Source organism: uncultured Pseudomonas sp., assembly GCF_943846705.1.
Classification (GTDB): Bacteria; Pseudomonadota; Gammaproteobacteria; order Pseudomonadales; family Pseudomonadaceae; genus Aquipseudomonas.
Window position 1 is genome coordinate 2185305 of the sequence record NZ_OX044366.1, and the last position, 26056, is coordinate 2211360.

27 protein-coding genes are annotated in these 26056 nt (G+C 61.2%); 17 read left to right on the forward strand and 10 right to left on the reverse strand.

What is annotated here, in order from left to right:
* Nucleotides 1-6 precede the first annotated feature (6 nt).
* Genes Q0V31_RS10140 through yaaA form a run of 4 tightly spaced genes read right to left on the reverse strand, consistent with a single transcriptional unit; the run spans nt 7 to nt 2519 of the window.
* On the reverse strand, nt 7-387 hold the full coding sequence (locus Q0V31_RS10140) for a hypothetical protein (RefSeq protein ID WP_298187522.1): 381 nt from the start codon (nt 385-387) through the stop codon (nt 7-9).
* 11 nt (nt 388-398) lie between these two features.
* Nucleotides 399-1229, reverse strand: a complete 831-nt coding sequence (locus tag Q0V31_RS10145) for an SDR family oxidoreductase (protein WP_298187523.1) — start codon at nt 1227-1229, stop codon at nt 399-401.
* A 42-nt stretch (nt 1230-1271) separates the two neighbouring features.
* Nucleotides 1272-1736 carry a multidrug transporter gene (locus tag Q0V31_RS10150; RefSeq protein WP_298187525.1) on the reverse strand — a complete coding sequence of 155 codons (465 nt, stop codon included), beginning with the start codon at nt 1734-1736 and terminating at the stop codon, nt 1272-1274.
* A gap of 3 nt (nt 1737-1739) precedes the next feature.
* Nucleotides 1740-2519 carry a peroxide stress protein YaaA gene (gene yaaA / locus Q0V31_RS10155; RefSeq protein WP_298187526.1) on the reverse strand — a complete coding sequence of 260 codons (780 nt, stop codon included), beginning with the start codon at nt 2517-2519 and terminating at the stop codon, nt 1740-1742.
* Between the two features lie 154 nt (nt 2520-2673).
* Between yaaA and dmeF the strand changes: the two genes are divergently transcribed.
* The 5 genes from dmeF to moaE all read left to right on the forward strand — a co-directional run bounded on the left by dmeF (nt 2674) and on the right by moaE (nt 6862).
* A complete protein-coding gene (gene dmeF, locus Q0V31_RS10160) occupies nt 2674-3657 on the forward strand; it encodes a CDF family Co(II)/Ni(II) efflux transporter DmeF (RefSeq protein ID WP_298187528.1) in 984 nt (327 codons plus the stop codon).
* 293 nt (nt 3658-3950) lie between these two features.
* Nucleotides 3951-5342, forward strand: coding sequence for a PhoH family protein (locus tag Q0V31_RS10165; RefSeq protein WP_298187529.1), 1392 nt, complete (start codon nt 3951-3953; stop codon nt 5340-5342).
* Between the two features lie 143 nt (nt 5343-5485).
* A complete protein-coding gene (gene moaC, locus Q0V31_RS10170; protein WP_298187531.1) occupies nt 5486-5974 on the forward strand; it encodes a cyclic pyranopterin monophosphate synthase MoaC in 489 nt (162 codons plus the stop codon).
* Nucleotides 5971-6213 carry a MoaD/ThiS family protein gene (locus Q0V31_RS10175; RefSeq protein ID WP_298187532.1) on the forward strand — a complete coding sequence of 81 codons (243 nt, stop codon included), beginning with the start codon at nt 5971-5973 and terminating at the stop codon, nt 6211-6213. The genes moaC and Q0V31_RS10175 overlap by 4 nt, the downstream gene beginning before the upstream one ends.
* Nucleotides 6214-6406: 193 nt before the next feature.
* Complete coding sequence (moaE, locus tag Q0V31_RS10180) at nt 6407-6862, forward strand: molybdopterin synthase catalytic subunit MoaE (RefSeq protein ID WP_298187534.1); 456 nt, start codon at nt 6407-6409, stop codon at nt 6860-6862.
* Nucleotides 6863-6930: 68 nt separating this feature from the next.
* Here moaE and Q0V31_RS10185 read toward each other — a convergent pair whose 3' ends face one another.
* Nucleotides 6931-7362: a group II truncated hemoglobin gene (locus tag Q0V31_RS10185; RefSeq protein ID WP_298187536.1), complete on the reverse strand. Its 432-nt coding sequence runs from the start codon at nt 7360-7362 to the stop codon at nt 6931-6933.
* Nucleotides 7363-7717: 355 nt separating this feature from the next.
* Here Q0V31_RS10185 and Q0V31_RS10190 point away from each other — a divergent pair, with 355 nt between their 5' ends.
* The 8 genes from Q0V31_RS10190 to Q0V31_RS10225 all read left to right on the forward strand — a co-directional run bounded on the left by Q0V31_RS10190 (nt 7718) and on the right by Q0V31_RS10225 (nt 14741).
* Nucleotides 7718-8509 carry an ABC transporter substrate-binding protein gene (locus tag Q0V31_RS10190; protein WP_298187538.1) on the forward strand — a complete coding sequence of 264 codons (792 nt, stop codon included), beginning with the start codon at nt 7718-7720 and terminating at the stop codon, nt 8507-8509.
* A gap of 41 nt (nt 8510-8550) precedes the next feature.
* The gene (locus tag Q0V31_RS10195; protein WP_298187540.1) at nt 8551-9276 is read left to right on the forward strand and encodes an ABC transporter permease subunit; all 726 of its coding nucleotides are present in this window, start codon (nt 8551-8553) and stop codon (nt 9274-9276) included.
* Entirely contained in the window at nt 9273-10016 is a 744-nt protein-coding gene (locus tag Q0V31_RS10200) for an ABC transporter permease subunit (protein ID WP_298187542.1), read from the forward strand. The genes Q0V31_RS10195 and Q0V31_RS10200 overlap by 4 nt, the downstream gene beginning before the upstream one ends.
* Nucleotides 10013-10780, forward strand: a complete 768-nt coding sequence (locus Q0V31_RS10205; protein ID WP_298187544.1) for an ATP-binding cassette domain-containing protein — start codon at nt 10013-10015, stop codon at nt 10778-10780. The genes Q0V31_RS10200 and Q0V31_RS10205 overlap by 4 nt, the downstream gene beginning before the upstream one ends.
* A 31-nt stretch (nt 10781-10811) precedes the next feature.
* On the forward strand, nt 10812-12263 hold the full coding sequence (gene lysA / locus Q0V31_RS10210) for a diaminopimelate decarboxylase (RefSeq protein ID WP_298187545.1): 1452 nt from the start codon (nt 10812-10814) through the stop codon (nt 12261-12263).
* A 101-nt stretch (nt 12264-12364) separates the two neighbouring features.
* The gene (locus Q0V31_RS10215) at nt 12365-13318 is read left to right on the forward strand and encodes a LysR family transcriptional regulator (protein WP_298187547.1); all 954 of its coding nucleotides are present in this window, start codon (nt 12365-12367) and stop codon (nt 13316-13318) included.
* Between the two features lie 100 nt (nt 13319-13418).
* A complete protein-coding gene (locus tag Q0V31_RS10220) occupies nt 13419-13739 on the forward strand; it encodes a GIY-YIG nuclease family protein (RefSeq protein ID WP_298187549.1) in 321 nt (106 codons plus the stop codon).
* A gap of 66 nt (nt 13740-13805) precedes the next feature.
* Entirely contained in the window at nt 13806-14741 is a 936-nt protein-coding gene (locus tag Q0V31_RS10225; RefSeq protein WP_298187551.1) for a glutathione S-transferase family protein, read from the forward strand.
* A 49-nt stretch (nt 14742-14790) separates the two neighbouring features.
* On the opposite strand, the gene Q0V31_RS10230 is transcribed toward Q0V31_RS10225, so the two are convergent.
* The 4 genes from Q0V31_RS10230 to yjeH form a co-directional block, all read right to left on the reverse strand.
* A complete protein-coding gene (locus Q0V31_RS10230) occupies nt 14791-15600 on the reverse strand; it encodes a PPK2 family polyphosphate kinase (protein ID WP_298187553.1) in 810 nt (269 codons plus the stop codon).
* 2 nt (nt 15601-15602) lie between these two features.
* Nucleotides 15603-16610 (reverse strand): nucleoid-associated protein YejK, encoded by a 1008-nt coding sequence (gene yejK / locus Q0V31_RS10235; protein WP_298187554.1) that lies wholly within the window; start codon nt 16608-16610, stop codon nt 15603-15605.
* Nucleotides 16611-16646: 36 nt separating this feature from the next.
* Nucleotides 16647-17981, reverse strand: coding sequence for a TAXI family TRAP transporter solute-binding subunit (locus Q0V31_RS10240; RefSeq protein ID WP_298187555.1), 1335 nt, complete (start codon nt 17979-17981; stop codon nt 16647-16649).
* A 75-nt stretch (nt 17982-18056) separates the two neighbouring features.
* Entirely contained in the window at nt 18057-19325 is a 1269-nt protein-coding gene (yjeH, locus tag Q0V31_RS10245; protein ID WP_298187556.1) for an L-methionine/branched-chain amino acid transporter, read from the reverse strand.
* A gap of 125 nt (nt 19326-19450) precedes the next feature.
* On the opposite strand from yjeH, the gene Q0V31_RS10250 reads away from it, so the two are divergent.
* The 4 genes from Q0V31_RS10250 to Q0V31_RS10265 all read left to right on the forward strand — a co-directional run bounded on the left by Q0V31_RS10250 (nt 19451) and on the right by Q0V31_RS10265 (nt 25098).
* Nucleotides 19451-19870, forward strand: a complete 420-nt coding sequence (locus Q0V31_RS10250) for an Lrp/AsnC family transcriptional regulator (RefSeq protein ID WP_298187558.1) — start codon at nt 19451-19453, stop codon at nt 19868-19870.
* Nucleotides 19871-19878: 8 nt separating this feature from the next.
* On the forward strand, nt 19879-21099 hold the full coding sequence (sbcD, locus tag Q0V31_RS10255) for an exonuclease subunit SbcD (protein ID WP_298191022.1): 1221 nt from the start codon (nt 19879-19881) through the stop codon (nt 21097-21099).
* On the forward strand, nt 21096-24515 hold the full coding sequence (locus tag Q0V31_RS10260) for an SbcC/MukB-like Walker B domain-containing protein (protein ID WP_298187559.1): 3420 nt from the start codon (nt 21096-21098) through the stop codon (nt 24513-24515). The genes sbcD and Q0V31_RS10260 overlap by 4 nt, the downstream gene beginning before the upstream one ends.
* 157 nt (nt 24516-24672) lie before the next feature.
* Nucleotides 24673-25098: a potassium channel family protein gene (locus Q0V31_RS10265; RefSeq protein ID WP_298187561.1), complete on the forward strand. Its 426-nt coding sequence runs from the start codon at nt 24673-24675 to the stop codon at nt 25096-25098.
* Nucleotides 25099-25140: 42 nt separating this feature from the next.
* Here the strand turns inward: Q0V31_RS10265 and Q0V31_RS10270 are convergent, their stop codons facing one another.
* Complete coding sequence (locus tag Q0V31_RS10270; RefSeq protein WP_298187562.1) at nt 25141-25935, reverse strand: transporter substrate-binding domain-containing protein; 795 nt, start codon at nt 25933-25935, stop codon at nt 25141-25143.
* Nucleotides 25936-26056 lie beyond the last annotated feature (121 nt).

Here is a 26056-nt window from a genome sequence, read left to right on the forward strand (position 1 = left end):
CGGCGCTTAAGGACGCTGGAGCTTGGCCAGCGCCAGCCAGGCCAGCAGCGGGTAGCTGAAGTAATGCAAACCAAAGATAAACAGGCCCATCGGGCCGGGTTCGTCTTTGAACCACATCATGCCCAGCAGACCCAGGTAGAGCAGGGCAAGGATGCCGCCGTACAGGGCGATTAACCGGCGGCGTTCGCCGGGGTGCGGGCGACGCTTATGTTGCAGGTAGAACCACAGCGCCATGCCACCGGCGACGACAGCCGCCACGATGAGGGTGTTAAGTACACCGGGGAGTTTGGCGAAGGTGCGCAGCAGCAGATTGAGCACGATAACTGCCGCGACCCCGCCGATGGCCAAGTGAGTGATCGGCGCGTGGTCGGGGCTGGCGTCGTGCATTGGGGCGACTCCTACAGGCTGCGGTTTAGGCCAAAGCGTTTTTTCAGAATGCTTTCCATCAAGCGCTTAGGCACCAGCGCTGCGAGCAGGGGCAGGGCACGGCTGCCGTTGCCCAGGCGGATCAGGTTGGGCCGGGGTTTGCTCTGCACCGCCGCCAGCAGGTTGCGGGCGAAGTGGCTGGCGGGGGTGGGGTTGTCCTGTGAGGCATTGGCGCGGGCGCGGATGCCCTCGCGGATCGGCCACCAGGGTGAGGCCTGGTCGATCAGCTGTTCGGCCTGCTGGCTGGCGTTGGCGCCGAAGCTGGAGGCAATCGCGCCGGGCTGTACTTCCATCACCTCAATCGCAAAGGGCGCCAGCTCCAGGCGCAGCGCATCACTTAACGCATGCACGGCAGCCTTGGAGGCGCAGTAAGCACCGGCGAACGGGGTGACCAGCACGCCGGAGACGCTGCCGACATTCACCACCAGGCCTTTGTTCTGCCGCAGCAGCGGGAACAGTGAACGGGTCACGCCGACGATTGAAAACACGTTGGTTTCGAACTGCTTGCGCATGGCGCTCACGCCGCCGTCGAGCAGCGGGCCCATGGCGCCGTAACCGGCGTTGTTGATCAGCACATCGAGACCGCCAATTTCGGATTTTAGGCGTTCGGCCAGTTGGCCCAGCGCCTGACCATCGTTGACGTCCAGCTCCACCGCGTTAAACCCAGCCTCACTCAAGGCCGCCAGGTCCTCGGCTTTACGCGCGCTGGCCCAGACTTGATAACCGGCTTGCTGAAACACCTCGGCCAGGGCGCGGCCAATGCCGCTGGAACAGCCGGTGATCAGTACGCTGGGTTGGCTCATGCACAGCTCCTTATTATTTTTTATGCAGTCGATGTAGCGGTGTTAATAGACAAAGCTGCCTTGCAGGCGCTCGGCGCGGAACTTCAGGGTGCTGGCACGGTAGCCGCTGCGCAGAGGCGGCAGGGGCAGGCAGGTTTGCCAGGTGGCCCCTGGCTGTAAGTCGCCCGGGCCGCTGTAGCGCGGGGTTTCATACAGGCGCTCGGCCAGATTGGTGCTGTCGCCCGGGCGGTAAGCGGCGATCTGCCATTGCAGTTCGACCAATGCCGCTGCACTGGCGTTTTTCAGGTTCAGGGTCAGCGGGCGATCTGCCGGGCAGCTGTCCGGGGCATAGTCGAGGCGTAATTCGAGGTGCGCCAGGTGGCGGTTTTCGCGGCTTTCTTCCCAGAGCACCCAGCTGGTCACCAGGCCCAGGCCGATCAACGCGGCGAGCGAGATCGGCAGGGCCTTGCTCGGGTAGCGGATCAGCAAGATCAGCCAGCTCAGTACCAGAATTGCGCCGAATAGCATTAATCAGGCCTCGGGGTGGTCACGTAGGAATACCAGACTATCAGTCTTGGACTGCTCCGCCGAATAACGATAGCCCTGGTAGCTGAAGTCCTTGAGGCCGGCCGGGTCGCTGATGCGCTCCTTGATCACGTAACGCGCCATCAGGCCGCGGGCTTTCTTGGCGTAGAAGCTGATGATCTTGTACTGGCCGTTTTTCTGATCCTTGAACTCGGTGTTGATAACCCGCGCATTCAGCGCCTTACGCTTCACCGCGCTGAAGTACTCGTTGGAGGCCAGGTTGAGCAGTACCTCATCGCCTTGAGCGGCCAGCGCCTCATTGAGCCAGCCGCTGATGCGCTCGCCCCAGAAGTCATAGAGGTTATTGCCGCGTGGGTTGGCCAGCTTGGTGCCCATCTCCAGGCGATAGGGCTGCATCAGGTCCAGTGGACGCAGCAGGCCATACAGTCCGGAGAGCATGCGCAGGTGTTTTTGAGCGAAATCGAAATCGCTTTCGTTGAAGTCTTCGGCATTTAGCCCGGTGTACACATCGCCCTTGAACGCCAGCAGCGCCTGCTTGGCGTTGGAGGGGTTGAACGGCCGCTCCCAGCTGCCAAAACGCGCGGCATTCAGGCCGGCGAGTTTGTCCGAGAGGTGCATCAGTTCGGCGATTTGCGCGGGGCTAAAATCGCGCAGTTGCTCGATCAGTGCCTGCGCATGGTCGAGGTGCTCAGGCTGGGTAAAACGCGGGGTTACCGACGGCGTCTCGTAATCGAGGGTCTTGGCCGGGGAAATCACCATCAACATACACTGTGCTCCTGAAAGTCTGCGGCGATTCTAGAAGCTGGCGGCGGCTGAGACTACCTATAAGGGCGATTGGCTAAGTTTGTCTTGCGTCGCTTGACCCGGGGGCCGCCACGGGGTTGTAGTTTGTTCGGGTCGAATCCATCAAGGAGCCATCATGACCGCCTGCAACCACTCACGCTGGGAGCCTTCCCACGACTATCGCCCTCTGGAGACCCGCGCCGAGCGCCAAGCCTGGCGTGTCGCCGCGCTGACCGGGGTGACCATGCTGGTGGAGATTGTCGCCGGCTATGCCTTCAACTCCATGGCCTTGCTTGCAGATGGCTGGCACATGGCCTCGCATATGCTTGCCATTGGCCTGACTGCCTTGGCCTACCTGCTGGCGCGGCGCTATGCCGATGACCCACGCTTTGCCTTTGGCACCTGGAAGATTGAGGTGCTGACCGGTTTCGCCAGTGCTTTGCTGTTGGTTGTGGTGGTGGCGATGCTGGCGTTCGAGTCGCTGTGGCGCTTATGGCAACCGCAAACCATTACCTTCGACATGGCCTTGTGGGTGGCCGTGATTGGCCTGCTGGTCAATCTGGTGTCAGCCTGGTTGCTGCGCGACAGCCATGATCACGGCCACGCCCATGGGCATGCTCATGTCGATCACGATCACGATCACGATCACGATCACGATCACGCCGCAACGCCGTCGGGCAAAGACCTTAATCGCCATGCTGCTTTTGTGCATGTGCTGGCCGATGCCCTTACCTCGGTCGCCGCGATCCTCGCGTTGGTAGGCGGGATGCTGCTGGGCTGGGATTGGCTTGATCCGCTGATGGGGGTGATTGGTGCGGTGATCATCGCGGTATGGGCCAAAGGCTTACTGATTGAAACCGCCAAGGTGTTGCTCGATCGCGAGATGGACAGCCCGGTGGTGGCGCGCATCCGCAGTGCTGTAGCCGAGGAAGCGGATACCGAACTGACCGACTTGCATGTATGGCGTGTAGGGCGGGCGCAGTTTGCCTGCATCGTCAGCCTGGTCACCCATGGTGATCGCTCGGCAGATCGCTACAAGGCACGTTTGGCGGGGATTAGCGAGTTGGTGCATGTGACCGTGGAGGTCAATCGCTGTGCGGTTGCACGGGGCGTTGGTTAAAAAGTCAACAGCCGCGCAGGGCGCTAGAACCCCTGACTTTAGCGGTGCCTGAGCGGTGCGCCAAGCGCTATTTGCCGGACTAGAAAATAAACCGGCAAATACGTAAAAAAACGTTTTTCTGTCATCCAAATAGGAGTAATTAAAAGGCAAGACCGCCGAACCCTGCAGACAGGTGGCGGCCATCGGCCCTCACCTATTTGCAGCGTGCTCAGCCTCGTCACTGAGCAACCGGCGGCCCTTCGCGGCGCAGTTTCACTTCTGCGCTGCTTGGCTACTACAGAAGGTGACCGAGTATGGATGACCACGGACGCGCCAAATCCACCGCCCCAACCCTGTACGCCCTCGACACCAATGTGCTGATTCACGATCCCAACGCGCTGCTGAATTTTCAGGAGCACCACGTCGCCATCCCGATGACTGTACTGGAGGAGTTGGACAAACTTAAAACCGGCAAGCAGGGGGTCGCCGCCGAATGCCGCCAGGCCATTCGCCTGATCGACAAGATTCTCGGCAGTGCCAACCCCGAGGAAGTGGAGCATGGCGTCCCGATTCAGCGCGATAAGAGCGGGGCATGCGGCTTTCTGTCGATTCTGATGAGCAAAAGCGCCGCGCCGCTGACCTGGCTGCCGGAAGACCTCAACGACAACAAAATCATCAACCAACTGGTCGAGCTGAAGTCGCGTCGCCCTGGCCTCAACGTGGTGCTGGTGACCAAAGACATCAACATGCGCCTTAAAGCGCGCGCCTGCGGCATCGATTCAGAGGATTACCACACCGACCAGTTGGTCGACGATATATCGCTGTTGCCCAAGGGCTACCACAACGTCAGTGGCTCCTTTTGGGATCGCGTGGAGAAGGTCGAGACACGTCAGGGCCACGGCCGCACCTGGCATCAAGTGCAGCTCACCGAAGAGATGCCGGCGATGCACCTCAACGAGTTCATCATCGACGAGCAGGGCTTCGTCGGCTGGATCAAAGGCATTAAACCGGGTGAATTGCTGATCCTCGACATGCACCAGGAACCGCTGATGCATCAAGAGGCCTGGGGCTTGCGCCCGCGTGATGTGTACCAGTCACTGGCGCTGTTTGCCCTGCTTGATCCGGACATTCATCTGGTTAACCTGACGGGCGCGGCCGGCTCCGGTAAAACCATCCTGGCCCTGGCGGCGGCCATCGAGCAGACCATGGTCAGCAAGCGTTATCGGCGCATTATCGCCACCCGCAGCGTGCAGGGGCTGGATCAGGAAATCGGCTTTCTGCCCGGCACCGAGGCGGAGAAGATGGAGCCCTGGCTTGGGGCCATCACCGACAACCTTGAAGCGCTGCATATGGAGGACGAGAACACCCACGGCAGCGTCGATTACATCCTGCAAAAGGTGCCGCTGCAATTTAAATCGCTCAACTACATCCGCGGGCGCAGCTTCCAGCAAAGCCTGATCCTGATCGACGAATGCCAGAACCTCACCCCGCACCAGATGAAAACCATCATCACCCGTGCCGGCAGCGGCTCTAAAGTGGTGTGCCTGGGCAACCTGGCGCAAATCGATACACCTTACCTGTCGGCCCCCAGCTCCGGGCTGACTTACCTGACGGAGCGCTTCAAAGACTTCGAGCATGGCGTGCACATCACCCTGCAAGGGGTGCCACGCTCGATCCTCGCCGAGTACGCCGAAACCCATCTGTAACTCACCGCCAGCCAGCCTTGCACGCCTTATGGCTGCAGGGCTGGCTGCTGCTTGCAGCATCTGGCTGAATCCATCGGCATTCACAGGTGCCGTAACCTGACCCCTGGGTTTACAATCGGCGGACACCTGTCTGGAGTCTGCCCGTGTTAACCCATCTCGATTCCCAAGGCCGCGCCAATATGGTCGATATCAGCGATAAAGCCCTGACCGTCCGTGAGGCTGTGGCCGAAGCGTTGGTGCGCATGCGCCCCGAAACCCTGCAGATGATTAGCCAGGGCGAACACCCCAAGGGTGATGTGTTTGCCGTGGCGCGGATTGCCGGCATTCAGGCCGCGAAGAAAACCAGTGACCTGATCCCCTTGTGCCATCCGCTGATGCTCACCAGCGTCAAGGTCGAGCTGCGGGCCGAAGGTACGGATGCCGTGCGCATTACTGCGCGCTGCAAGCTGACCGGGCAGACCGGGGTGGAAATGGAAGCCCTGACCGCCGCCAGCGTCGCCGCGCTGACTATTTACGACATGTGCAAGGCGGTGGACCGCGGCATGGTCATCGAAGGCGTGCGCCTGCTGGAGAAAGTTGGCGGCAAAAGTGGCGCCTTCAAGGTAGAAAGCAAAGTTGAGGACGAAGCATGATTCGCGTGCAGTATTTTGCCCGTTACCGCGAAGCGTTGGGGCTGGACGGTGAGCAGTTGAGTGGTGCATTCGCCAGCCTCGATGAGCTGCGTCAGCATCTGTTAGCCCGTGGTGGCGTATGGGACGTGCTGGCCGAACAAAACCTGATGTGTGCGCGCAATCAGGAGCTTTGCAGTTTGGACGAACCGCTACAGGCCGGCGATGAAGTGGCGTTCTTCCCCACCGTGACGGGTGGATGATTTTGTCGGGTGGGTTGAGCGTAGCGACAAAACGGCAGGATGCCGTATTGCACCGCTTTAGCTGCCCTCATGCTACCCATGCCGCCAGTGAATACCGTGGTGGGTTGCGCAGCGCCCGGATTGCTCGGCTGTTTTGCCAGCTTGGCTTTGCGCCGCTAACCCACCCTACGCCCCTCGCAAAGAGAGCATCTGCATGAGCATTCGCGTCCAGTCGCAACCCTTTGATCCCGGCCATGAGCTCAACGCCCTGCATGCCGCCAACCTGGGCATCGGTGCGGTGGTCAGCTTTGTCGGCTATGTGCGCGACTTCAACGAGGGGCGCGAAGTCGCCGGCATGTTTCTCGAACATTTCCCCGGCATGACCGAGAAGTCCCTGGCCAAGATCGCCGAGGAGGCCCGGCAGCGTTGGCCGTTGCTGGGCATTGAGGTCATCCACCGTGTTGGCCGTCTGGAACCGGGCGAGCCGATTGTGTTTGTCGGCACCAGCAGCGCTCACCGTCAGGCGGCATTCGATGCCTGCAACTTCGTCATGGATTACCTGAAAACCCGCGCGCCGTTCTGGAAGAAGGAAGACACCGCCGAAGGCCCGCGCTGGGTCGAAGGGCGCTGCTCAGATCAGGACGCGGCCGAGCGCTGGAAACAATCGTAACGACATCACTTAGCGCTATTGCTGATGAGTTGTGGTGCTTACAGTAGCGCTCACGCCGCGTTATCGCGCTAATCGCCAGCCGTGCCATGCCGGTTTCGGCTGGCCTGAACGATACGCTGCGCCGGCACCCGCAACTGGGTCAGCAGGTAGTCAGCGAAGTCAGCAGGGTAGGGCTGCAGTGCGATCGCCCGGCCCATGCAGTCGAGCCAGCTCTCGGCCAGCTGTTGATTAATCGGCCATTGGGCGTGAAAAGCCGGGATGGCGATCGCACCGTATTTCTCGCTGAACAGGCTGGGACCACCGAGCCAACCGCTGAGAAAGCAGGCCAGTTTGTCGCTCGCCAGTTCCAGGCTCTCGCCATGCAGGCTGCGCAGCTGAGCGGCCTCGGGGCGCTCATCCATCAAGCGGTAAAAATCCGAGACCAGGCCGCGTAAACCCTCAATGCCGCCGGCGGCCTGATAGGACGCATCGCCTGTACCGTAAACCGCTGCCTTTTGCATCGCCTGTGCTCCTTTACAAAGTACGCAGTGTAACGGCGCCCGCGTATTTTCTGCAGAGGGCGACTGGCGTGTCAGCACGCGCAGGCGCGGGCTCGGTGCTTACGGATCGCTCAGTAGTGTTTGCACCGGTATGTCGCGTTTGCGTACGCGGATTTTTGCGGGCTCACACATAGCTGATGGTTATGCATAACATAATAAATATACATTTGATAAATGTCTGAGCTGGGCGGATTCTTGCGTTGCAGCGGTGACCAAATGGTCACCACAGTGCGATGTGAAGTGGGGGTGTGGCTGATAGTCGGCTTTACCGCACAACCTGATTTCACAGCGAAATCTGCTTCCAGAGGAAAATAATATGAATAAGACTCTCCGCTCATTGTTGCTCTGTGCCGGCATCGGCCTCCTGCCTTTAGGCGCCGCCCAGGCCACCGAAGCCAAGACCCTGCGCATCGCCACCGAAGGTGCGTACCCACCCTTTAACTACTACACCGCCGACGGCCAGTTGGCTGGCTTCGATGTCGAAATCGGCGAGGCGTTGTGCAAGCGCATGCAGGTCAAGTGCAGTTTGGTGGCTCAGGACTGGGACGGCATCATCCCCGCACTGATGGGGCGCAAATATGATGTGGTGATCGCTTCCATGTTTATCACTGAGGAGCGCAAGCAGATGGTCGCCTTCAGTGATCCCTATCAGAAGTCGGCGATGACCTTTGTGGTGTCAAAGGACTCCAAGCTCAAGGATTTCAGCCCGGCTGCCCTGGCGGGTAAGACCCTCGGCGCTCAGGGTGCCACCACCCAGGCCGACTTCCTGATGGCCATGTACCCCGACTCCGATGTACGCCTGTATCCGACCCAGGATGCGGTGAACCTGGACATGGTCTCCGGGCGTCTAGATGCCCAGGTCGGCGACATGATTCCGATGCTTGACTGGACCCTGAAGTCCGACGACGGCAGTTGCTGCCGCATAGTCGGTGAGCCGGTCAGTGACCCTAAATATGTCGGTGAGGGCGTCGGCATGGCCGTGCGCAAGGAAGACGAACAGCTGCGCCAGCAACTTAATGAGGCACTGGCGGCGATCATCGCCGACGGCACCTACAAGCTCATCAACGACAAATTCTTCTCGCTCAACCTGCTGACCCTGGAGCAGTGAGCCAAGCACGGCCCACCTGCTGAACGAGAAGAGGATGTTTTATGGACTGGCTCACTTACCTGAGTTTTGGTGACGCCGGCTGGGGTGACGAGTTGTTGCAAGGGCTTGGGGTAACCCTGGTCCTAGCACTGACCACCCTGCCGGTCGGGTTGCTGTTGGGCTTACTGGTGGCAGCACTGGCGCTGTTTGGCGGGCGCCTGGCGCGCAGCCTGGCCTTGGCCTACAGCACCACCCTGCGCGGCCTGCCCGAGTTGCTCACCCTGTTTATCATCTACCACGGCGTGGGTATGGGCTTGAATGCCCTGTTGCGCTGGTATGACCCGGACGTCGGGTATTTCGAGCTGAGCCCCTTTGTCGCCGGGGTCGTGGCCCTGGCCATGGTGTTTGCCGCCTATTCCAGCGAAGTCTGGCGTGGCGCCTGGCAGGCCCTGGACGGCGGTCAGCGCGAGGCGGGCCAGGCCATGGGCCTGCGCCGGCTGACGATCTTCCGGGTGATTGAGCTGCCGCAACTGCTGCGTCTGGCGTTACCGGGCCTGGGCAACCTATGGATCAACCTGCTCAAGGACACCGCCTTGGTGTCGGTGATTGCCCTTAGTGACCTGATGCGCGTGGCCAATATCGCCGTGGGCACCACCAAGAAGCCGTTTCTGTTCTTCCTGGTGGTGTGCCTGGCCTATTGGGGCGTCTGCCTGCTCTGCGAGTTTCTGCTGGCACGCATGGAGCGCCGTGCTAACCGTGGTTACCGTAGCGGAGGTGCCGCAGCATGATGGATATCCTTGCGCGCTTCTCCACTCAGTTGTTGGCCGGCGCCGGCCTGACCTTGCAGCTCACCGTCATCGCCGCGCTGCTGTCCTGCGCGCTGGCCTTACCTTTGGCCATCGCCCGCTGCCGCGAGCAGGGGCTGTTGCGTTGGCCGATTCGCCTGTTCGTCTCGTTCTTTCGTGGCACGCCGCTGCTGGCCCAGCTGTTTCTGGTCTATTACGGATCCGGGCAGTTCCGCGCCGAGCTGAGCGAGTTGGGGCTGTGGTGGTTCTTCCGCGATCCGTACTACTGCGCGCTGCTGACCTTTGCCCTCAACTCCACGGCTTATCAGATCGAGATTCTTCGGGGTGGCCTGCGCGCTGTGCCTTACGGGCAGATCGAGGCGGGTGTGGCCATGGGCCTGTCGCGCTTCAACCAGTACCGCAAAATCATCCTGCCCAATGCCTACCGCATTGTATTTCCGGCCCTGGGTAACGAAATCATTCTGCTGCTCAAGGGCAGTGCGGTGGTCAGCGTGATCACCCTGTTCGATGTAATGGGGCAGACCCGGCGGATCTTCTCGCAGACCTTCGACCTGTCCGTGTACCTCTGGGCGGCCGTGCTCTACCTGCTGATGACCAGTGTTTTCGTCTGGTTCTGGCGTCGCCTGGAGCTGTGCCTGACCCGCCACCAGCGGGCCCGCCAGGCCCCAGCCATTGCTACTGCACCCGCCGCAGAGCGGGTCGCCACCGGAGTCTCGAGATGACCAATGCCGCCCTGCAAGTGGATGGACTGTACAAGACCTTTGCCGGTATCGAGGTGCTCAAGGGCATTTCCCTGACCGCCGAGAAGCAAGACGTGATCAGCATCATCGGCTCCAGCGGTTCGGGCAAAAGCACCTTGCTGCGCTGCATGAACCTGCTGGAGTTCCCCGACAGCGGGCGCCTGCAGGTGAACGGCGAGGAGCTGGAGCTGACGCCGAACAGCCGTGGCGTGCGCTCGCGGCGTTTCCAGCGGCAGATCGAGCGGGTGCGTTCGCGCCTGGCCATGGTCTTCCAGTCGTTCAACCTGTGGTCGCACATGACCGTGTTGGAGAACGTCATGCTCGGCCCGTGTCTGGTGCTTAAACGCAATCGCATTGACGTAGAGGCCCAGGCGAAGAAGTTGCTGGCCCGCGTCGGCATGCTGGATAAGTGCCAGATGTACCCCGACTGCCTGTCCGGTGGGCAAAAGCAGCGGGTGGCCATCGCCCGCGCCCTGGCCATGGACCCGGAAGTGATGCTGTTCGATGAGCCAACCTCGGCCCTAGACCCGGAGCTAGTCGGCGAGGTGTTGAAGGTAATCCGCGAGCTGGCCGAGGAGGGCCGCACCATGATCATGGTCACCCACGAGATGCGTTTTGCCCGCGAGGTTTCGTCCAAGTTGGTGTACCTGCACCAGGGCCGCATCGAGGAGCAGGGCTGCCCCGAGCAGCTGTTCAATGCCCCGAAATCGGACAACCTGCGCCGCCTGCTGGCCAGCCAATATTAATTTTAACTGCCTTGTTTGAGTGAGAACTGCCATGAGCGAAGTCGTTTCTCTGTACCCGTGGAAAAGAGCCGAGCACCTTGAGAGTGGCCACAACCAGTTGCTGATCGATGGGGTCAACACCCGCGAATTGGTCGAACGCTATGGTTCGCCACTGTTTGTTTATTCCGAAGCCAAGCTGCGGCATAACGCGCGGGATATTCTCGACAACTTCCGCCGTGTGCACGCCAATACCCGGGTTTGCTTCGCCAGCAAGGCCTGCGCCAACCTGGCGGTGCTCAAGGTATTCAAGGACTGCGGCCTGGATCTGGAGGTCAACTCTGGTGGCGAGTTCTACAAGGCGCAAATCGCCGGGTTCGCCCCGTCGCAGCTGGTGTTCAACGGTGTGGCCAAGCAGGTGCATGAGCTGCGCGAGGTGATTGCCGCCGGAATCAAGGCGATCAACGTCGATTCACTGTCGGAGCTGGCGCGCATTCTCACGGTGGCGGAGGAGTTGGGTAAGCAGGCCCGCGTTAGCCTGCGCATCATCCCGGAAATTCAGGGCGGCGCGGCCGCCGGTTGGCAGACTGGCACCTCGACCTCCAAATTCGGCATGACCGCCGCCGAGCAGGCCGAGGCCATCGAGCTGATTTTGCAACATCCGCAGGCGGTCAAGCTGGTGGGGGTGCATGCGCATATCGGCACCCAGATCACCGATATCAGCGTGTACCAGGCCGAGGCCAACTTCCTTATCGATTATGTGCGTCAGGTCGGCGAGCGCCTGCCTTACCCGCTGGAACACGTGAATCTGGGTGGCGGCTTCCCGAAGAATTACAGCAGCGCGCAGGAGAACTTCGATTCGGTCGCTGCACATTATTGTGCCAACTACCGCACCGAGATCGACTTCGCCATGCTCGCCGAGCACCTGATCAAGCCGATGGCTCAGGCTCTCGGTGAGCAGATTGAGCTGATCGTCGAACCGGGGCGCAGCATGGTCAGCGACACCGCTATCTTGCTGACCCGCATCGAGGCCCGCAAAGAGCGCCAGGGGCGTCCGGTGTTTTACCTGGATGCCGGCTACAGCGTGCTGTTCGACCTGTATATCGGCTGGTACTTCCACATGCTCAACGCCTCGCGCGCTGATGATCGGGATACCCACCACTGCCGTATCGCCGGGCCGCTGTGCGACAGCAGCGACACCTACTACGACATTGAGGGCGAGGGTGCCGTGGCCGACCTGATCGCCGAGCAACCGGCGCTGGCCGAACATCGTGCGGTGCTGGAGAAGGTGCTGGTACACCAGCCCAACCTGCGTGAATTGCCGGCTGCCACCGAGATAGGCGATGTCATTGCCCTGCTGGACGTGGGGGCCTACGCCCTGGAAATGATGAACCAGTACTGTGGTCGGCAATCGGCTGCCGCGGTGCTGGTGGACGTGCAGCAGGGCAGCCGGCTGATCCGTCGCCGTGGCGAATACCGCGACCTCCTGGCGCTTGATGTCGACTGAGCGATGACGCGGCCGGGCAGGCTTGCACTCGGTGGCTGGGGCAGTGCACTGTTGCCCCAGAATTGGCCAATATGACGGCCTGCCTGGGAGAACCACCGATCATGCTGTCGCCCCGCGAGCGCTTGCTGCGCAATCTGGACTGGAATCTGCTGTACACCTTTTTGGTGATAGTCGAGGAAAGCAGCATCACCGGCGCGGCGCGCAAGCTGTCGCTCAGCCAGCCCAGCGTCAGCAATGCGCTCAAGCGTCTGGAAGAACACCTGGGCATGCGCCTGATCCAGCGCAAGAAGGGCATGTTCGCCCTGACCGAGCAGGGTTTGCGGGTCTACGAGTACATTTCCTCGGCCGGCAGCATCATCGACAAGATGGCCGAGCAGTACGCCGGTGCGGCCGGTGCGGTGCTCGGCGAGCTGCATATCCAGGTGGCCAGCCATGTCAGCTGCCAGCCGTTCGACGACAGCCTGGCGCAGTTTCACCAGCTCTATCCCAATGTGCTGATCAGCCTCAGTTCCCAGCCCAGCGCCGACATCGTCGACGCCGTGGCGCGGGGCGGCCTGCATATCGGTATCAGCAACAAGAAAACCGCGCAGACCGGCCTGCACTTTGACCTGATTGGTTACGAGCAGATGGCCTTCTATTGTGGCCCGCGCCACCCGCTGTTTGCTCGCGAGGGACTTACGGCAGAGGACCTGCGCGGCCTGAGTTATGTGTCTTTCGAGAGCGATCAGCCGGGCGAGGGCCTTAGCGCCGTCAGCTCGGTACGCAGCCAGCAGCAGTTCTGGGGACGCCTGGTGGCCGTGTCGCCCAACGAGGAAGAAGTGCGCCGGCTGATTCTCGCCGGCCTCGGCTTTGGCGCCCTGACCGTGGAGGGGGCCAAGCCCTATGTGGCGCAGAAGCTGTTGTTCCAGCTACCGCCCTATGACCAGCTGCCGGTCAACGACGTTTACCTAGTGACCCCGGAAAACCAGCTGCTGAGCGATGTCGAGCAGCTGTTTATCGGCCTGCTGCGCGAGGCCACGGTGACGGCGGTCAGGGCACGGTATTTCAAAGAGTAGAACGCAACCGGCTCTTCAACAGCCGGCGGGTAAAGGTTTGGCGGCGTTGTAAAAGAGCCGTTAAGCTCGCCGCTTGAGCCTCAACCGATTGATTTTCCTGATGCCTGATTTGTCCCCTGCGATTGCCACGCCCGTCAGCAAAGCCTGGTTTGTCTACCTGGTGCGGGCGGCCAATGGTGCGTTGTATTGCGGCATCAGCGACGACCCGCACAAGCGCTTTGCCAAGCACCAGAGCGGCAAAGGCGCGCGCTTCTTCCATTCCAGCCCGGCGCAGGCCTTGGTGTATATCGAGGCCTGCGCGGCGAAAGGCGATGCGCTGCGCCGCGAACGCGCCATCAAGGCGCTGGCCAAGACCGCCAAGGAAGCCCTGGTCGCCACGCAGGCTGTTATCGCCGAGGCTGATAATGCGCCATTAGGCTAAGCGGGTAGGCCGATACCCTAGGCAGGGTTAAGCTGCTGGTTTATCCCCAACGCTGCGGAGCCTGTCATGCACGAGTTGATCCTGCACCATTACCCGACTTCGCCCTTCGCCGAGAAGACGCGCTTGATGCTCGGTTTCAAGCAGCTGTCCTGGCGCTCGGTAATGATCCCGCCAATCATGCCCAAGCCAGACCTCACCGCATTGACCGGTGGCTACCGCAAAACCCCGGTGCTGCAGATCGGCGCGGACATCTACTGCGACAGCGCCTTGATTGCCCGTCGCCTGGAAACGGAGAAAAGCACCCCGGCGCTGTTTCCGGAAGGCCAAGAATTCAACGTCGCCAGTTTCGCCCAGTGGGCCGACTCCCAGGTGTTTCTGCATGCAGTGAGCCTGGTGTTCCAGCCGGAGTCCGTCGCCGCACGCTTCGGCAAACTGCCGCCGGAGTTCCTCAAGACCTTTATTGCCGACCGTTCGACGCTGTTCAACGGCGGCCTGGCCACCCGTGTACCGTTAGAGGTGGCCAAGCATCAATGGCCGACAATCATGGCGCGCTTGCAGCAGCAGCTTGAGCGCGAGCAGGGTGACTTTCTGTTTGGCGAGCCGTCGCTGGCGGATATCGCCATGGCCCATTCGCTGTGGTTCCTGCGCGGCACCCCGGTGACTGCGCCACTGGTGGACGCCTATCCGGCCGTCGCCACTTGGCTGGCGCGAGTGCTGGACTTTGGTCACGGTTCGTTCAGCGACATGAGTGCTGAGGACGCCATTAATATTGCCCGTGATGCCACCCCCGCGGCGCTACCGGAAGCGCCGCTGGTTGATCCAAACGGCTTTGCCGTGGGTCAGCAGGTGGCGATTTCGGCCGTCGACTATGGTGTGGATGCGGTTGAGGGTGAGCTGGTTTTCAGCGGCACAGAAGAGCTGATCCTGCGCCGCGAAGACCCACGCGCCGGCACCGTGCACGTGCACTTTCCGCGACTGGGCTTTGCCATCAAAGCGTTGTAATAGGCTTAAGCACAATCGCGGGGAAATCCGCGGTTGTTGATCCGCACTGTTACAGGTCTTCCAGACTGAACGGTGCCGGGTCATCCGGCCAGTCCAGTTGCAAACGTTCAAATTCGCGGGCCAGCAGGCTGGCGATTATCCAGTCGCGTAACCAGCGATGGTCGGCCGGTATCACATACCAGGGCGCAGCATGGCTGTGGCTGGCACTTAACTGCTCGGCCCAACGCTGCTGGCGCAGATCAAACTGACGGTACGATTGCAGGTCGCTACGGTGCAGCTTCCAGCGCTTATGCGGTTGCTCCAGGCGTTTACGCAGGCGTTGTTTTTGCTCGTCTTTGGATAGGTGCAAAAAGCACTTCAGCGGCTGGATGTGCTGGGTGATTAGCTGCATTTCGAAGGCTTGGATGGCCTGGCGGCGAGCAGGCAATTCGCTGAGGTTGCACAGACCATCCAACGGATCGCTGATCAGTCCCTCGTAGTAACTGCGGTTAAATACGCCGAGCAGGCCTGGCTCTGGCAAGCGACGCTGATAGCGCCAGAGAAAGTCATGGCGTTGTTCGCAGGCATCGGGTTTATGGAAACCGTGAATACGTACGCCCTGGGGGTCGAAGCTGTTGACCACCCGGCGAATCACCCCGTCTTTACCGGAACAGTCGGTGCCTTGCAGGATCAGCAGCAGGGCATTGCGGCGATTGGCCCAGAGCATGCGCTGCTGTTTGTTGAGCCAGGGCCGCAGGGCCGCCAACGCCTGCTTGGCCTGCTGTTTGTCTAAACCGAAGTCGCGGGCCGGATCTTGCCCAAAGAGTGCCGCCGGATCACACAGGCAGGCATCCAGCAGCGTGTCCGGCAGGCGACTCATCGCTAGTTTTTACGGCGCTTGAGTTGGTCGGTGAGCTGGGTCGGCAGGTTGCGAATCACCAAGGTGTCAGTGCTTTCGTCGTACTCGACCTTTGAACCCAGCAGGTGCGCTTCGAAGCTGATCGACAGGCCTTCGGCGCGGCCGGTAAAACGCTGGAACTGGTTGAGGGTGCGCTTATCCGCTGGGATTTCCGGCGACAGGCCGTAGTCCTTGTTGCGGATATGCTCGTAAAACGCCTTAGGCCGCTCTTCATCGATCAGCCCGGATAGTTCGGTGAGGGTCATCGGCTCGCCCAGCTTGGCCTGGCTGCTGGCGTAGCCGACCAGGGTCTTGGTTTTTTCGCGGGCCTGTTCTTCCGGCAGGTCTTCGCTTTCCACGAAGTCGCTGAAGGCTTTCAGCAGGGTGCGGGTTTCCCCTGGGCCGTCGACACCTTCCTGACAGCCGATAAAATCGCGGAAGTACTCCGAGACCTTCTTGCCGTTCTTGCCCTTGATAAACGAGATGTATTGCTTGGAGTTGGCGTTGTTCTGCCATTCGGAAATGTTGATCCGCGCTGCCAGGTGCAACTGGCTGAGGTCCAGATGCTTGGCGGCCGTTACGTCCAGCGCATCGTTCACCGCCACGCCTTCGCTGTGGTGCAGCAGGGCGATGGCCAGGTAGTCGGTCATGCCTTGCTGGTAGTGGGCGAACAGCACATGGCCGCCGGTGGATAGGTTGGATTCTTCCATCAGCTTCTGCAGCTGCTCCACGGCCTGACGGCTGAACGCGGCGAAGTCCTGGCTGTTATCCAGATAAGCCTTCAGCCAACCGCTGAACGGGTAAGCGCCGGACTCTTCGTGAAAGAAGCCCCAGGCTTTGCCCTGCTTGGCGTTATAGCTCTCGTTGAGGTCGGCGAGCATGTTCTCGATGGCCTGGGACGCGCCCAGCTCGGTGTCGCGAGCATGCAGCACTGCGGGCGTGCCATCGGGCTTCTTGTCGATCAGGTGGACGATACAGTGGCGGATCGGCATAGCGGCCTCGTGGTGCGTAAACGGAAAGTGCGCATGTTACCCGACCTTCGCTTGGTCAGTCGTGCGCCGCTGGTAGGAGCTCAAGCGTTCAATCATGTAACGCAGGTGCATGTGCAGCTCATACAGCTCGTTGGAGTAGGACAGCGGCACTTCTACCTGGGCCAGTTCGTCTTCGAGTTTTTCCAGACGCTCGATTTCTGCGCCGATGTTGCCGCTCAGCTTGCCTTTGTACAGCTGCTGGTCGATCTCGCGCAGGTGCTTGTACCAGCGGTAGATGCGTGCGCGGATGCGCCACTGGTAAATCGGGCCAATGGCCTTGAACAGCGGGAACAGCAGCACCAGCAGCGGGATGGCGAGGATGATGTAGCGGTCGGCCAGCGAGGCGATACGAAATGGCAGGTAGCGCTGCAGGATCGGCAAACCCTTGGCGTAGTAGTACTCGGCCTCATCCAGAATCGGCAGCGACAGCGGCGGGCGAGCCGGGTAACTGCCAGCTGGATCAAGCAGGCTGCCGTTCTTCAGCACGGTTTTGGTGGCTTCGAGGATCAGCGGGGTCAGCGAGGGGTGAAAGTCTTCGCCGGCGACCAAGGTGGCGACCGGGCCGAGGGTGGCAATGTTCGTGCTTGGCACGTTATGAGCCAAGTCGAGCATGCCTTCACCGACCTGCAGCTGGCTCAGGTACGGCAGGCGCGCCAGGTAGGCATCAATGCGGCGCAGGCCGACCAGGCGGAGCTTCGGTTCGGCGGCCAGGCGCTGCAGCAGCACATTTTCCGCCGGGCCGATGAAGAAGGCGGCGTCCAGCGTGCCGGCGATCAACTCATCGGCGGCGCGGCGACCGCCAAGCGCTTGCCACTGCGGCGGATAGTTCTCAGGCGCGATGCGGTTGGCACTCAGCAACGCGGCGGTTACCGCCTGGGTGCCGCTGCCCTCTGAGCCGATGGCCAGGCGCAGTTGCGTCAGGTTGGCCAAGCGTTCGAACGGCACATGTTCGCCTACGAACAACCACAGTGGCTCGCGGTACATCACGCCGAGGCCGGCAATTTTCTCGCGCTGCTCATCGCTCAGGCTCAACTCTTGGCCACTTTGCACCAGAGCCAGTTCCACCTCGTCGGCCGTGAGTTTGCTCAGGTTGTCCTGCGAGCCAGCGCTGGGCACCAGTTCCAGGGTGAAGCCGTGCAGCGCCAGCTCAGCTTGCAAGCGCACGCCGAAGGCATGGTAACCGCCGTTTTCACTGCCAGTGGCCAGGCGCGCGTGCATCGGCGGTGGCGGCGCGGCAAAGTAAAACAGCGCACCGACTAGGCCGGCTAGTACCGGCACGATCCACAGGTTGGTGAGGATGAGGATTTTCAGGTCATGAAGAATGCGGCGCATGGTCAGTCCTTGTCAGTACCTAGCTGGGCTGAGGGTAGCTGGTAAGGCTGACCAAGTTAAAGGTTAGCGGTGCTTTCAGTGTGGCCCGGCCGCCAGGCGCATGCTGCGCTGCTCATTGAGGCGGTCGAGCAGGCCGAGTACGGCGAGCAAGGCCAGGGCATAGCCTGCATCCATGCCGAGCATCAGCAGCACCAGGCCGCACAACAGTGCGCTGAATGCGGCCAGCCAGCGCCAGATCCCACGCAGCAACACCCAGCCCGCGGCCATGCTGAACAGGTAGACCAGCACGAAGTTGCCGTTGGCGTAGCGGATCAGGTCGTCCACCGTCAGGTTGAGCACGCTGGCCAGGCCGGCGCACAGCGCGCAGGCGAGCACCACCAGCAGCAGGGCGCGCGCCGGCACCCCGTGTTGGTTGCGCTGGGCCAGGCTGTCCGGCAGCTTGCCTTCGTCGGCCAGGCTCCAGATCAGCCGGGCAAAGCCCTGCATATACACGTTCATTGAGGCGAAGCAGGCTAGGTAACCGACCGTGGCGGCCAACCAGCGGGCCTTCTCGCCCAGCAGCAGGTCGAGCAAGCGTGGCAGCGAAGCCGCGTCGGTCTGCACATCACCGTAAGCATGGAGGCTCAGCACCGCCACCGAACAGGCCCAGTACACCAAACCCGCCAGCAGCACGCCGAACAGCAAGGCCAGCGGAAAGTCGCGCTCAGGGTTCTTGAACTCTTCGCCCATGTGGGTAAAGGCTTCGATGCCGACAAAACACCAGAACATCACGGCCAGCGCCGTTGGCAGCAGGTGCCAGGAACCGCTAATCGGCGGCAGCAGTGGCTGGTGGCTGGCGGGCAAGTCGCCGACCCACCAGATCAGCGCGATGGTGCCAATAATCGCTACGGCAATCGCGCCCTGAATCAAACCCGAAGCCTTGGCTGGGCGCTGGCCGAGCAGGAGGATGGCGGCCAGGGTCGCCAGCTCAATGATCAGCGCCTGGTTATGCGTGAGGTCAAATAACGCCTGCCAGAAGCCGCTGGCAATATTCAGCGCCGCCGGTAAACCCACTGGCAGCACAGCGAGAAACAGCAGCGCGCTGAGGCGCTCCATGCGCGGGCCAAAGGCGCGGCCGATCAGGTGCGGTGCACCGCCGGCATGGGGGAAGCGCCGGCCCAATTGGGCAAAAGTAAACGCCACCGGCAGCACCAGGGCGATAAGGATCATCCAGGCCCATAACGAGGCCTCACCGGCGGCCGTCGCCGCCAGCGCCGGAATCACGAAAACTCCGGTACCGAGTAACGAGGTGCTTAGCAGGCCAATCCCTTGCAACAGGCCCAATTCCTGATTCAGACGACTCATGTTGTATGCTCTGCGGTTTCGTTCGCCATGTTAAATCGCCCACCTGATTCAGGCAGCTGGCGAAGCGTCGGCTTTGCCCGACGAAATGGCGGCATTCTCCAGCACATTGCTTTTGAGAGCACCCCGTGGACAAGTTCGACCAGCAGATACTCGCCTTGCTGCGCGCCGATGCGCGTTTACCCGTCAGCCAGATCGCCCGCGAGGTCAACCTGTCGCGCTCGGCGGTGAGTGAGCGAGTCCGCCAACTGGAGCAGCGCGGCGTGATCAGCGGCTACCACGCACACGTAACGCTGCCGGGTGAGGCGGCGATCAAGGGCTATCTGGAGTTGTTCTACAGCGGCGGCCGTTGTGAGCACTATGTCGAGTTGATGCGCGTATTCCCCGAAGTGCGGCGCTGCAGCGGCATCAGCGGTGAGACCGACATGCTGGTGTATATCGAGGCGCCTTCAATGCTGCGCTTTAGTGAGGTGCGTGGCGAGATCGAAAACTTCCCCGGTATGCAGAAAGTGAAGACTCATATGATGGTTAAGGATTGGACCTTTTGACTCAGCCCATGCGCATCCTGCACACCTCCGACTGGCACCTCGGCCAGCACTTTATGGGCAAGACTCGCCAGGCCGAGCACCAGGCTTTTTGTGCCTGGTTGATCGAGCAGGTGCGCGCGCAGGCAGTGGATGCTGTGCTGATTGTCGGTGATATTTTCGACACAGGCGCGCCGCCCAGTTATGCCCGTGAGCAGTACAACCGCTTTATCGTCGAGTTGCGCGCCACCGGCTGTGAGCTGGTGGTGCTCGGCGGTAATCATGATTCGGTGGCCATGCTCGGCGAGAGTAAAACTCTGCTGGCGCAACTCGGTACGCGGGTGATTCCCGGCGTCTGCGAGCAGCTGGATGAGCAACTGCTGGCGCTGCATCGGCGTGACGGTTCCGTCGGCGCATTGCTCTGTGGCATCCCCTTTATCCGCCCGCGTGATGTGTTACTCAGCCAGGCTGGGCAGAGCGCCCAGGACAAGCAGCTGTCGCTGCAGCAGGCGATCCAGCAGCACTACCAGGACCTCTATGCCTTGGCCGAAGCCAAGCGTCTGGAGCTGGGCGGCGAGCTGCCGATTATTGCCACTGGCCACCTGACCACTGTGGGAGCCAGCGCCAGTGATTCGGTGCGCGAGATTTATGTCGGCAGCCTGGAGGCCTTTCCTACCAGCGCCTTTCCGCCGGCGGCCTATATCGCCCTGGGGCATATCCATCGCCCGCAGAAGGTCGGTGGTCTGGAGCATATTCGCTACTGCGGCTCGCCTATCCCGCTGAGTTTTGATGAAGCCAAGCAGCAGAAAGAAGTGTTGCTGGTTGAGCTCGACGTCAGCGGTTTGCGCAGCATTCAGCCATTGTTGGTGCCGCGGTTTCAGCCGTTGCTGTCGCTGCGCGGCTCACTTAAGGAACTAGGCGTGGCCATCCAAGAAGCGGCCAAGCAGGGCAGTGTCGAGCAGCCGGTATGGCTGGAAGTGCTGGTCGGCACCGATGACTACCTCAGCGACCTGCAACTGCGCATCGCCGCCCTGTGCGAGGGGCTGCCGGTCGAGGTGCTGCGCATCCGCCGTGAGCGCGGCAATGCTGCCGCCAGCCTGCAAGGCCAGGCCAAGGAAACCCTGGACGAGCTGAGCGTGGAGGAGGTGTTCGCCCAGCGGCTGAGCAGCGAAACCTTAGAGGAAGCCGAGCAGACCAAGCTGCTCGGGCTGTATCAACAGGTGGTGAGTGAGCTGTGCGAGGGCGACGCATGAAAATCATCAGCCTGCGCCTGAAGAACCTCAATTCGCTCAAGGGCGAGTGGAAGATCGACTTCACTGCCGAGCCGTTCAAAGACAACGGCCTGTTCGCCATCACCGGGCCGACCGGTGCCGGCAAGACTACGTTGCTGGATGCCATCTGCCTGGCGCTGTATCACCGCACGCCGCGCATGAACACGGTGTCGGCTAGCGCCAATGAGCTAATGACCCGGCACACCGCCGATTGTCTGGCCGAGGTCGAGTTCGAGGTCAAGGGTGTGGCTTACCGCGCCTTCTGGAGCCAGCGCCGCGCCCGCGACAAGGCCGATGGCGCGCTGCAAGCGCCCAAGGTCGAGCTGGCGGCGGCTGACGGGCAGATCATCACCGACAAAATCAACGAGAAGCTGCGCGAAACCGAGCGCTTGACCGGGCTGGATTTCGAGCGTTTTACCAAGTCCATGCTGCTCGCCCAGGGCGGTTTTGCGGCCTTCCTTGAAGCCAATGCCAACCAGCGTGCCGAACTGTTGGAAGAGCTGACTGGTACCGACATCTACGGGCAAATTTCCCAGCGTGTTTATCAGTCCACCAAGAAGGTAGAAGTTGATCTAGGTCAGCTGCGTGCCCGCGCCGATGGAGTTGAGTTGCTGAGCGATGAACAGCGCCAGCAGTTACAGGCTGAAGCCGCGCAGCTAAGCGAGCAGGAAACCGCCCTCAACAGCCAGCAACAGGACGGCCAGCAACAGCGCCAGCACCTGCTTGAGCTGCGTAAAGCGCTCAACCAGCAGCAACAGGCGCAAACCCAGGAGCAACTGGCGCGGCAAGCCCTGTTGGACGCTCAGCCGCAGTTGCAGGTGCTGGCTGACAGCGCGCCGGCGCTCAAATTACAGCCCGTGCATCAGGCTTGGCAGCAGGCTCAGCAACAGTGCGTGCAGCGTGGGCAGGAGTTGCGCAGCGTTACCGCTGCTCAGCAGCAAGCCCAACAACAGGTGGCCGAGTATGTCTGGCAGGCCAGTCAGTTCAGCCAGCAGTTGCTGACGGCCAGGCAGGCCACGATTGCCCAGCTCAGCGAACAGCAGCAGAGCGTGCAGGCGCGGTTGGCGCAACAGCCGCAGCGTGCTCAGTTGGGCGAGCGGTTGGGCGTCTGGCGAGAGCAGTTTGCCGCGCGCAGTCAGTTGGCCGTGGCGGTCGCCGAGCAGTTGCACAAACAGCAGCAACAGCAGGTGGCGGGTGTGCAGTTGGTGGAGCAATTGCAGCGCCTGCAAGCACAGCTGACTGAGGCCGATACGGCCTTGGCCTCGGCGCAGCAGCTTGAGGTTGAGCAAGCGGCGTTGCTGGAGCAACTGCTGGCCGGTGAGTCCGAGAGCGCCTTGAATGAGCACTGGCAGCGTTTAGTCGGCCAGGGGCATGTGCTGGAGCGCCTGGAACAGATTGCCCAGCAGCGTCAGGCGTTAGCCAAGCAAGCCGCGCAGTTGAGCCGTGACCTGCTGGAGCAGGAGCAGCAAAAGATTACCCAGGATCAGGCCCTGATCAGCCTGCGTGAGCAGTATCGCGACCTGCAGCAACAGGTGCGCGACAAGGAAACCCTGTTACAGCAGGAACAGCGCATTCAGGCGCTGGAGAAATACCGCGAGCAGTTGCAGCCTGAGCAGGCCTGCCCGCTCTGTGGCTCGCTGGAACACCCGGCGATAACGGCTTATCAAGCCCTGGACAGTTCGGCGACCGCTGCCGCACTGGAGGCCAAGCGCGAGCAGTTGAAGGCGCTGGGCGAGCAGGGTGAAAACCTGCGCAGTGGCGTGGCGACTCTTGGCGAACGTATCGACCAGCAGCGCCAGCAGGCGCAACGGCTGGAGCAAGAGCGCGCGCAACAGGCCGAGTTATGGCAACAGCAATGTGCGTTGCTTGGCCAAGCCCCAGCCGATGCTGCGGCGTTGCAAGCCTGTAAGCAAAGCCATGCGCAGCAGGTGGAGCAGTTGCAGCTGCGCCTGGCTCAGTTACAGCAGCGCAAGTCGGCCATGGAGAGCGCCCGGGCGGCGACTCAGCAGGCGGAAAAAGGGCAGCAAGCGCTGCGCAATGAGCAGGTTGTGCTGCTGAACAAGCAGGAGGCCAATCAGAGCCTACACAACGACAGCCATGCGCAGTTGCAGCAACTACAACAGCAACAGCACCAACAGCAGGCGCAGCTGGCAGAGGTGTTGGCGCAGTTCGGCTACAGCCTGCCTGAGCAGGGCGATGACTGGCTGCGCCAGCGCGAGCAGGAATGGGCGCAGTGGCAGCAGCAACAGCAGCAACTTCGCGAGCTTGCGCAGCAGTTGCGCGATGAGCAACACGGCCTGCTGACAAATCAGAACGTTGCCGCGCTCTGGCAGCAACGCCTGCAGCAGCTGGCCGCGCCCGGGTTATCTGCGCTGCCAATAGCGACGGATGCTCACGAGCGCCTGCTGACCGTTCAAGCGGGTTACGACAGCAGCGTGCAGGCGGTTAGCGCCTTGCAGGGTAAACAGCAGACCCTCGGCGAGTTGCTGGCTCAGACAAAAAGCAGCCTGCATCGGCAGCAACAAGCCTGGCTCGAAGCGCTCGACCTCAGCCCCTTTGCCGATGAGGCGGCCTACTTGGCGGCGCTGCTCAGTGATGAGCAACAGGCTCAGTTGAGCGAGCTCAAGGCGCGTCTGGAAAAAGCCCTGACCGAGGCCCAAGCCTTGGCACTGTCCAGCACGCAACAGTTGGCGCAGCTCCAGGCGCTGCCGCACAGCGCATTGGGCCTTGAACAGCTGGATGAGCAGTTGCAGACATTGGCTGCACAGTTGCGAGCACTGACTCAACGTCAGGGCGAAATCCGCGCCCAGCTACACAGCAATGACGAGCGCAGGCTAGGCCAGCAAAGCCTGTTTGCGGCGATCGACATCAAGCAGGGCGAGTACGACCTCTGGCAGCAACTCAACAGCTTGATCGGCTCAGCCGATGGTGCCAAGTACCGTAAATTCGCCCAGGGGCTGACCCTGGATCACCTGGTTTATCTGGCTAACCAACAGCTAGAACGCCTGCATGGCCGCTACCAGTTGGCGCGGCGCAGCAGCGGTGAGTTGGAGCTGGAGGTGATCGACACCTGGCAGGCCGATGCGGCGCGCGACACCAAAACCCTGTCGGGCGGCGAGAGTTTTCTGGTCAGTCTGGCGCTGGCCTTGGCGCTCTCCGACCTGGTCAGCCACAAGACCAGCATCGACTCGCTGTTCCTCGACGAAGGCTTCGGCACCCTCGACGGCGAAACCCTTGAAGTGGCGCTGGATGCTCTGGATAACCTCAATGCCAGCGGCAAGATGATCGGCGTAATCAGCCACGTCGAGGCGCTCAAGGAGCGCATCCCGGTGCAGCTGAAAGTGCACAAGAGTGTCGGCATGGGCTACAGCGGCCTGGACCGGCGCTTCGCTTGCTAAACCTGGGCTGGCGCTGCTCGCGCAGTTGAACGCACGCAGTAGGGGCGCGGGGAAGCTGTTTACAGTGGCCCGCTGACCACCTCAGCGCCATACTCAGTACCATGAGCGGGGCCTTCTGCGCCGCCCATCTTCCCGTCTCTCGGTAAACGGAGCGTCCGTGTTCAGTGTATTTCTGGTCAACAGCTTAGTGGTGATAATCGCGGTGGTGACGCACTACGAGTTCCTGTTTCGCTTGACCCAGTTGCTGCCCAAGCTCAACGTCCGTCATCGCTTTCGTATTGTCCTCGGCGTCTGCGGTGCGCTGTTGGCCCATGCGGTCGAGGTGTGGGTATTCGCCTTCGCCTATTACTTTATGCATCGCGCCAGCGGCTGGGGTGAGTTGGCGGGCAACTTCGACGGCAGCCTGTTGGATTGTGTGTATTTTTCCTTCACGACCTTCACCACCCTGGGCTTCGGCGATATCGAGCCGACTGGATCGATACGTTTCCTGGCCGGAATTGAAGGGCTTACTGGCCTGGTGTTGATCACCTGGACCGCCTCTTTCCTGTTCGTTGAAATGCAGCGCTATTGGCAACCCAAATAAACCGCCGGGCGCAGCTCACGCTAAACCTTGCTGCGGCCTGAATCACTCGCTTACGGGCAAGGCAGACGGCTCTGCCTGGTACTTCCCTTGCTGTAAGTCATCGAAATAGCGCTGGTATCGACCACTCTTGCGATAGTGCTGCAGGCGCTGGTTAAAGCGTGCGAGCAGCGCCGGGCTGCCTTTCAGGCTTTTCGGCAGCATCAGGTAGCTGTGGTTGATCAGCAGCGGCTTAGGGTGATGGGTAATACGCGCTTGCTCCGCCGCGCTGAAGTGGCTGCGCAGTGCTGCGTAGCCCACGTTGATCTCCTGCGGATAGAGGGTCACGCGTTCTTTAAGCAGCTTGTCGAAGTTTTGCTGGTCGTGGGAAACGCGCTCGATCTTCACCTTGCCCTCGGCGAGAAAAGCATCGAAGCGTGGGCCGTAGCTGTATTCCAGGCCGCCACCCAGCTTCATGCCGCTGAGGTCAGCAAAGCTGCGCCAGTCGAAGGGCAGGCTTTTCAGGTGAAAGAACACGAACTGCTCATCCAGCAGCGGGGCACTGAAGAGGAAGTCAGCCTCGCGCTCGTCCTTGTGCATCCACACGGCCGTGGCGTCAAAGTGGCCCGCGGCGGCAGATGAGTAAGCCCGTGGCCAGGGCAGAAACTGAAAGCTGACGCGGTAGCCTTCATCGGCGAGCAGATCACTGATCAGGTGAGCGATGACGCCGTTATGTCTCAGGTCACTGGACAAGTATGGCGGCCAGTCACCGACGCTGATCTTCAATTCCGGTTGTTCGCTGGCCTGCACGAAGACACCAAGCAGCAAGCACACTGCGACGAACAGGGTTTTCCACTTCATTAAATGACCTCTGTTAGCAGCGCGCATTTATACCATCGTGGGCAATGTTGCTTGTATAGATTGCGGACAGCCTGTGCCACCAATACTTCATCAAGGCGTCATCTTGGCCGTGAAGACTGCT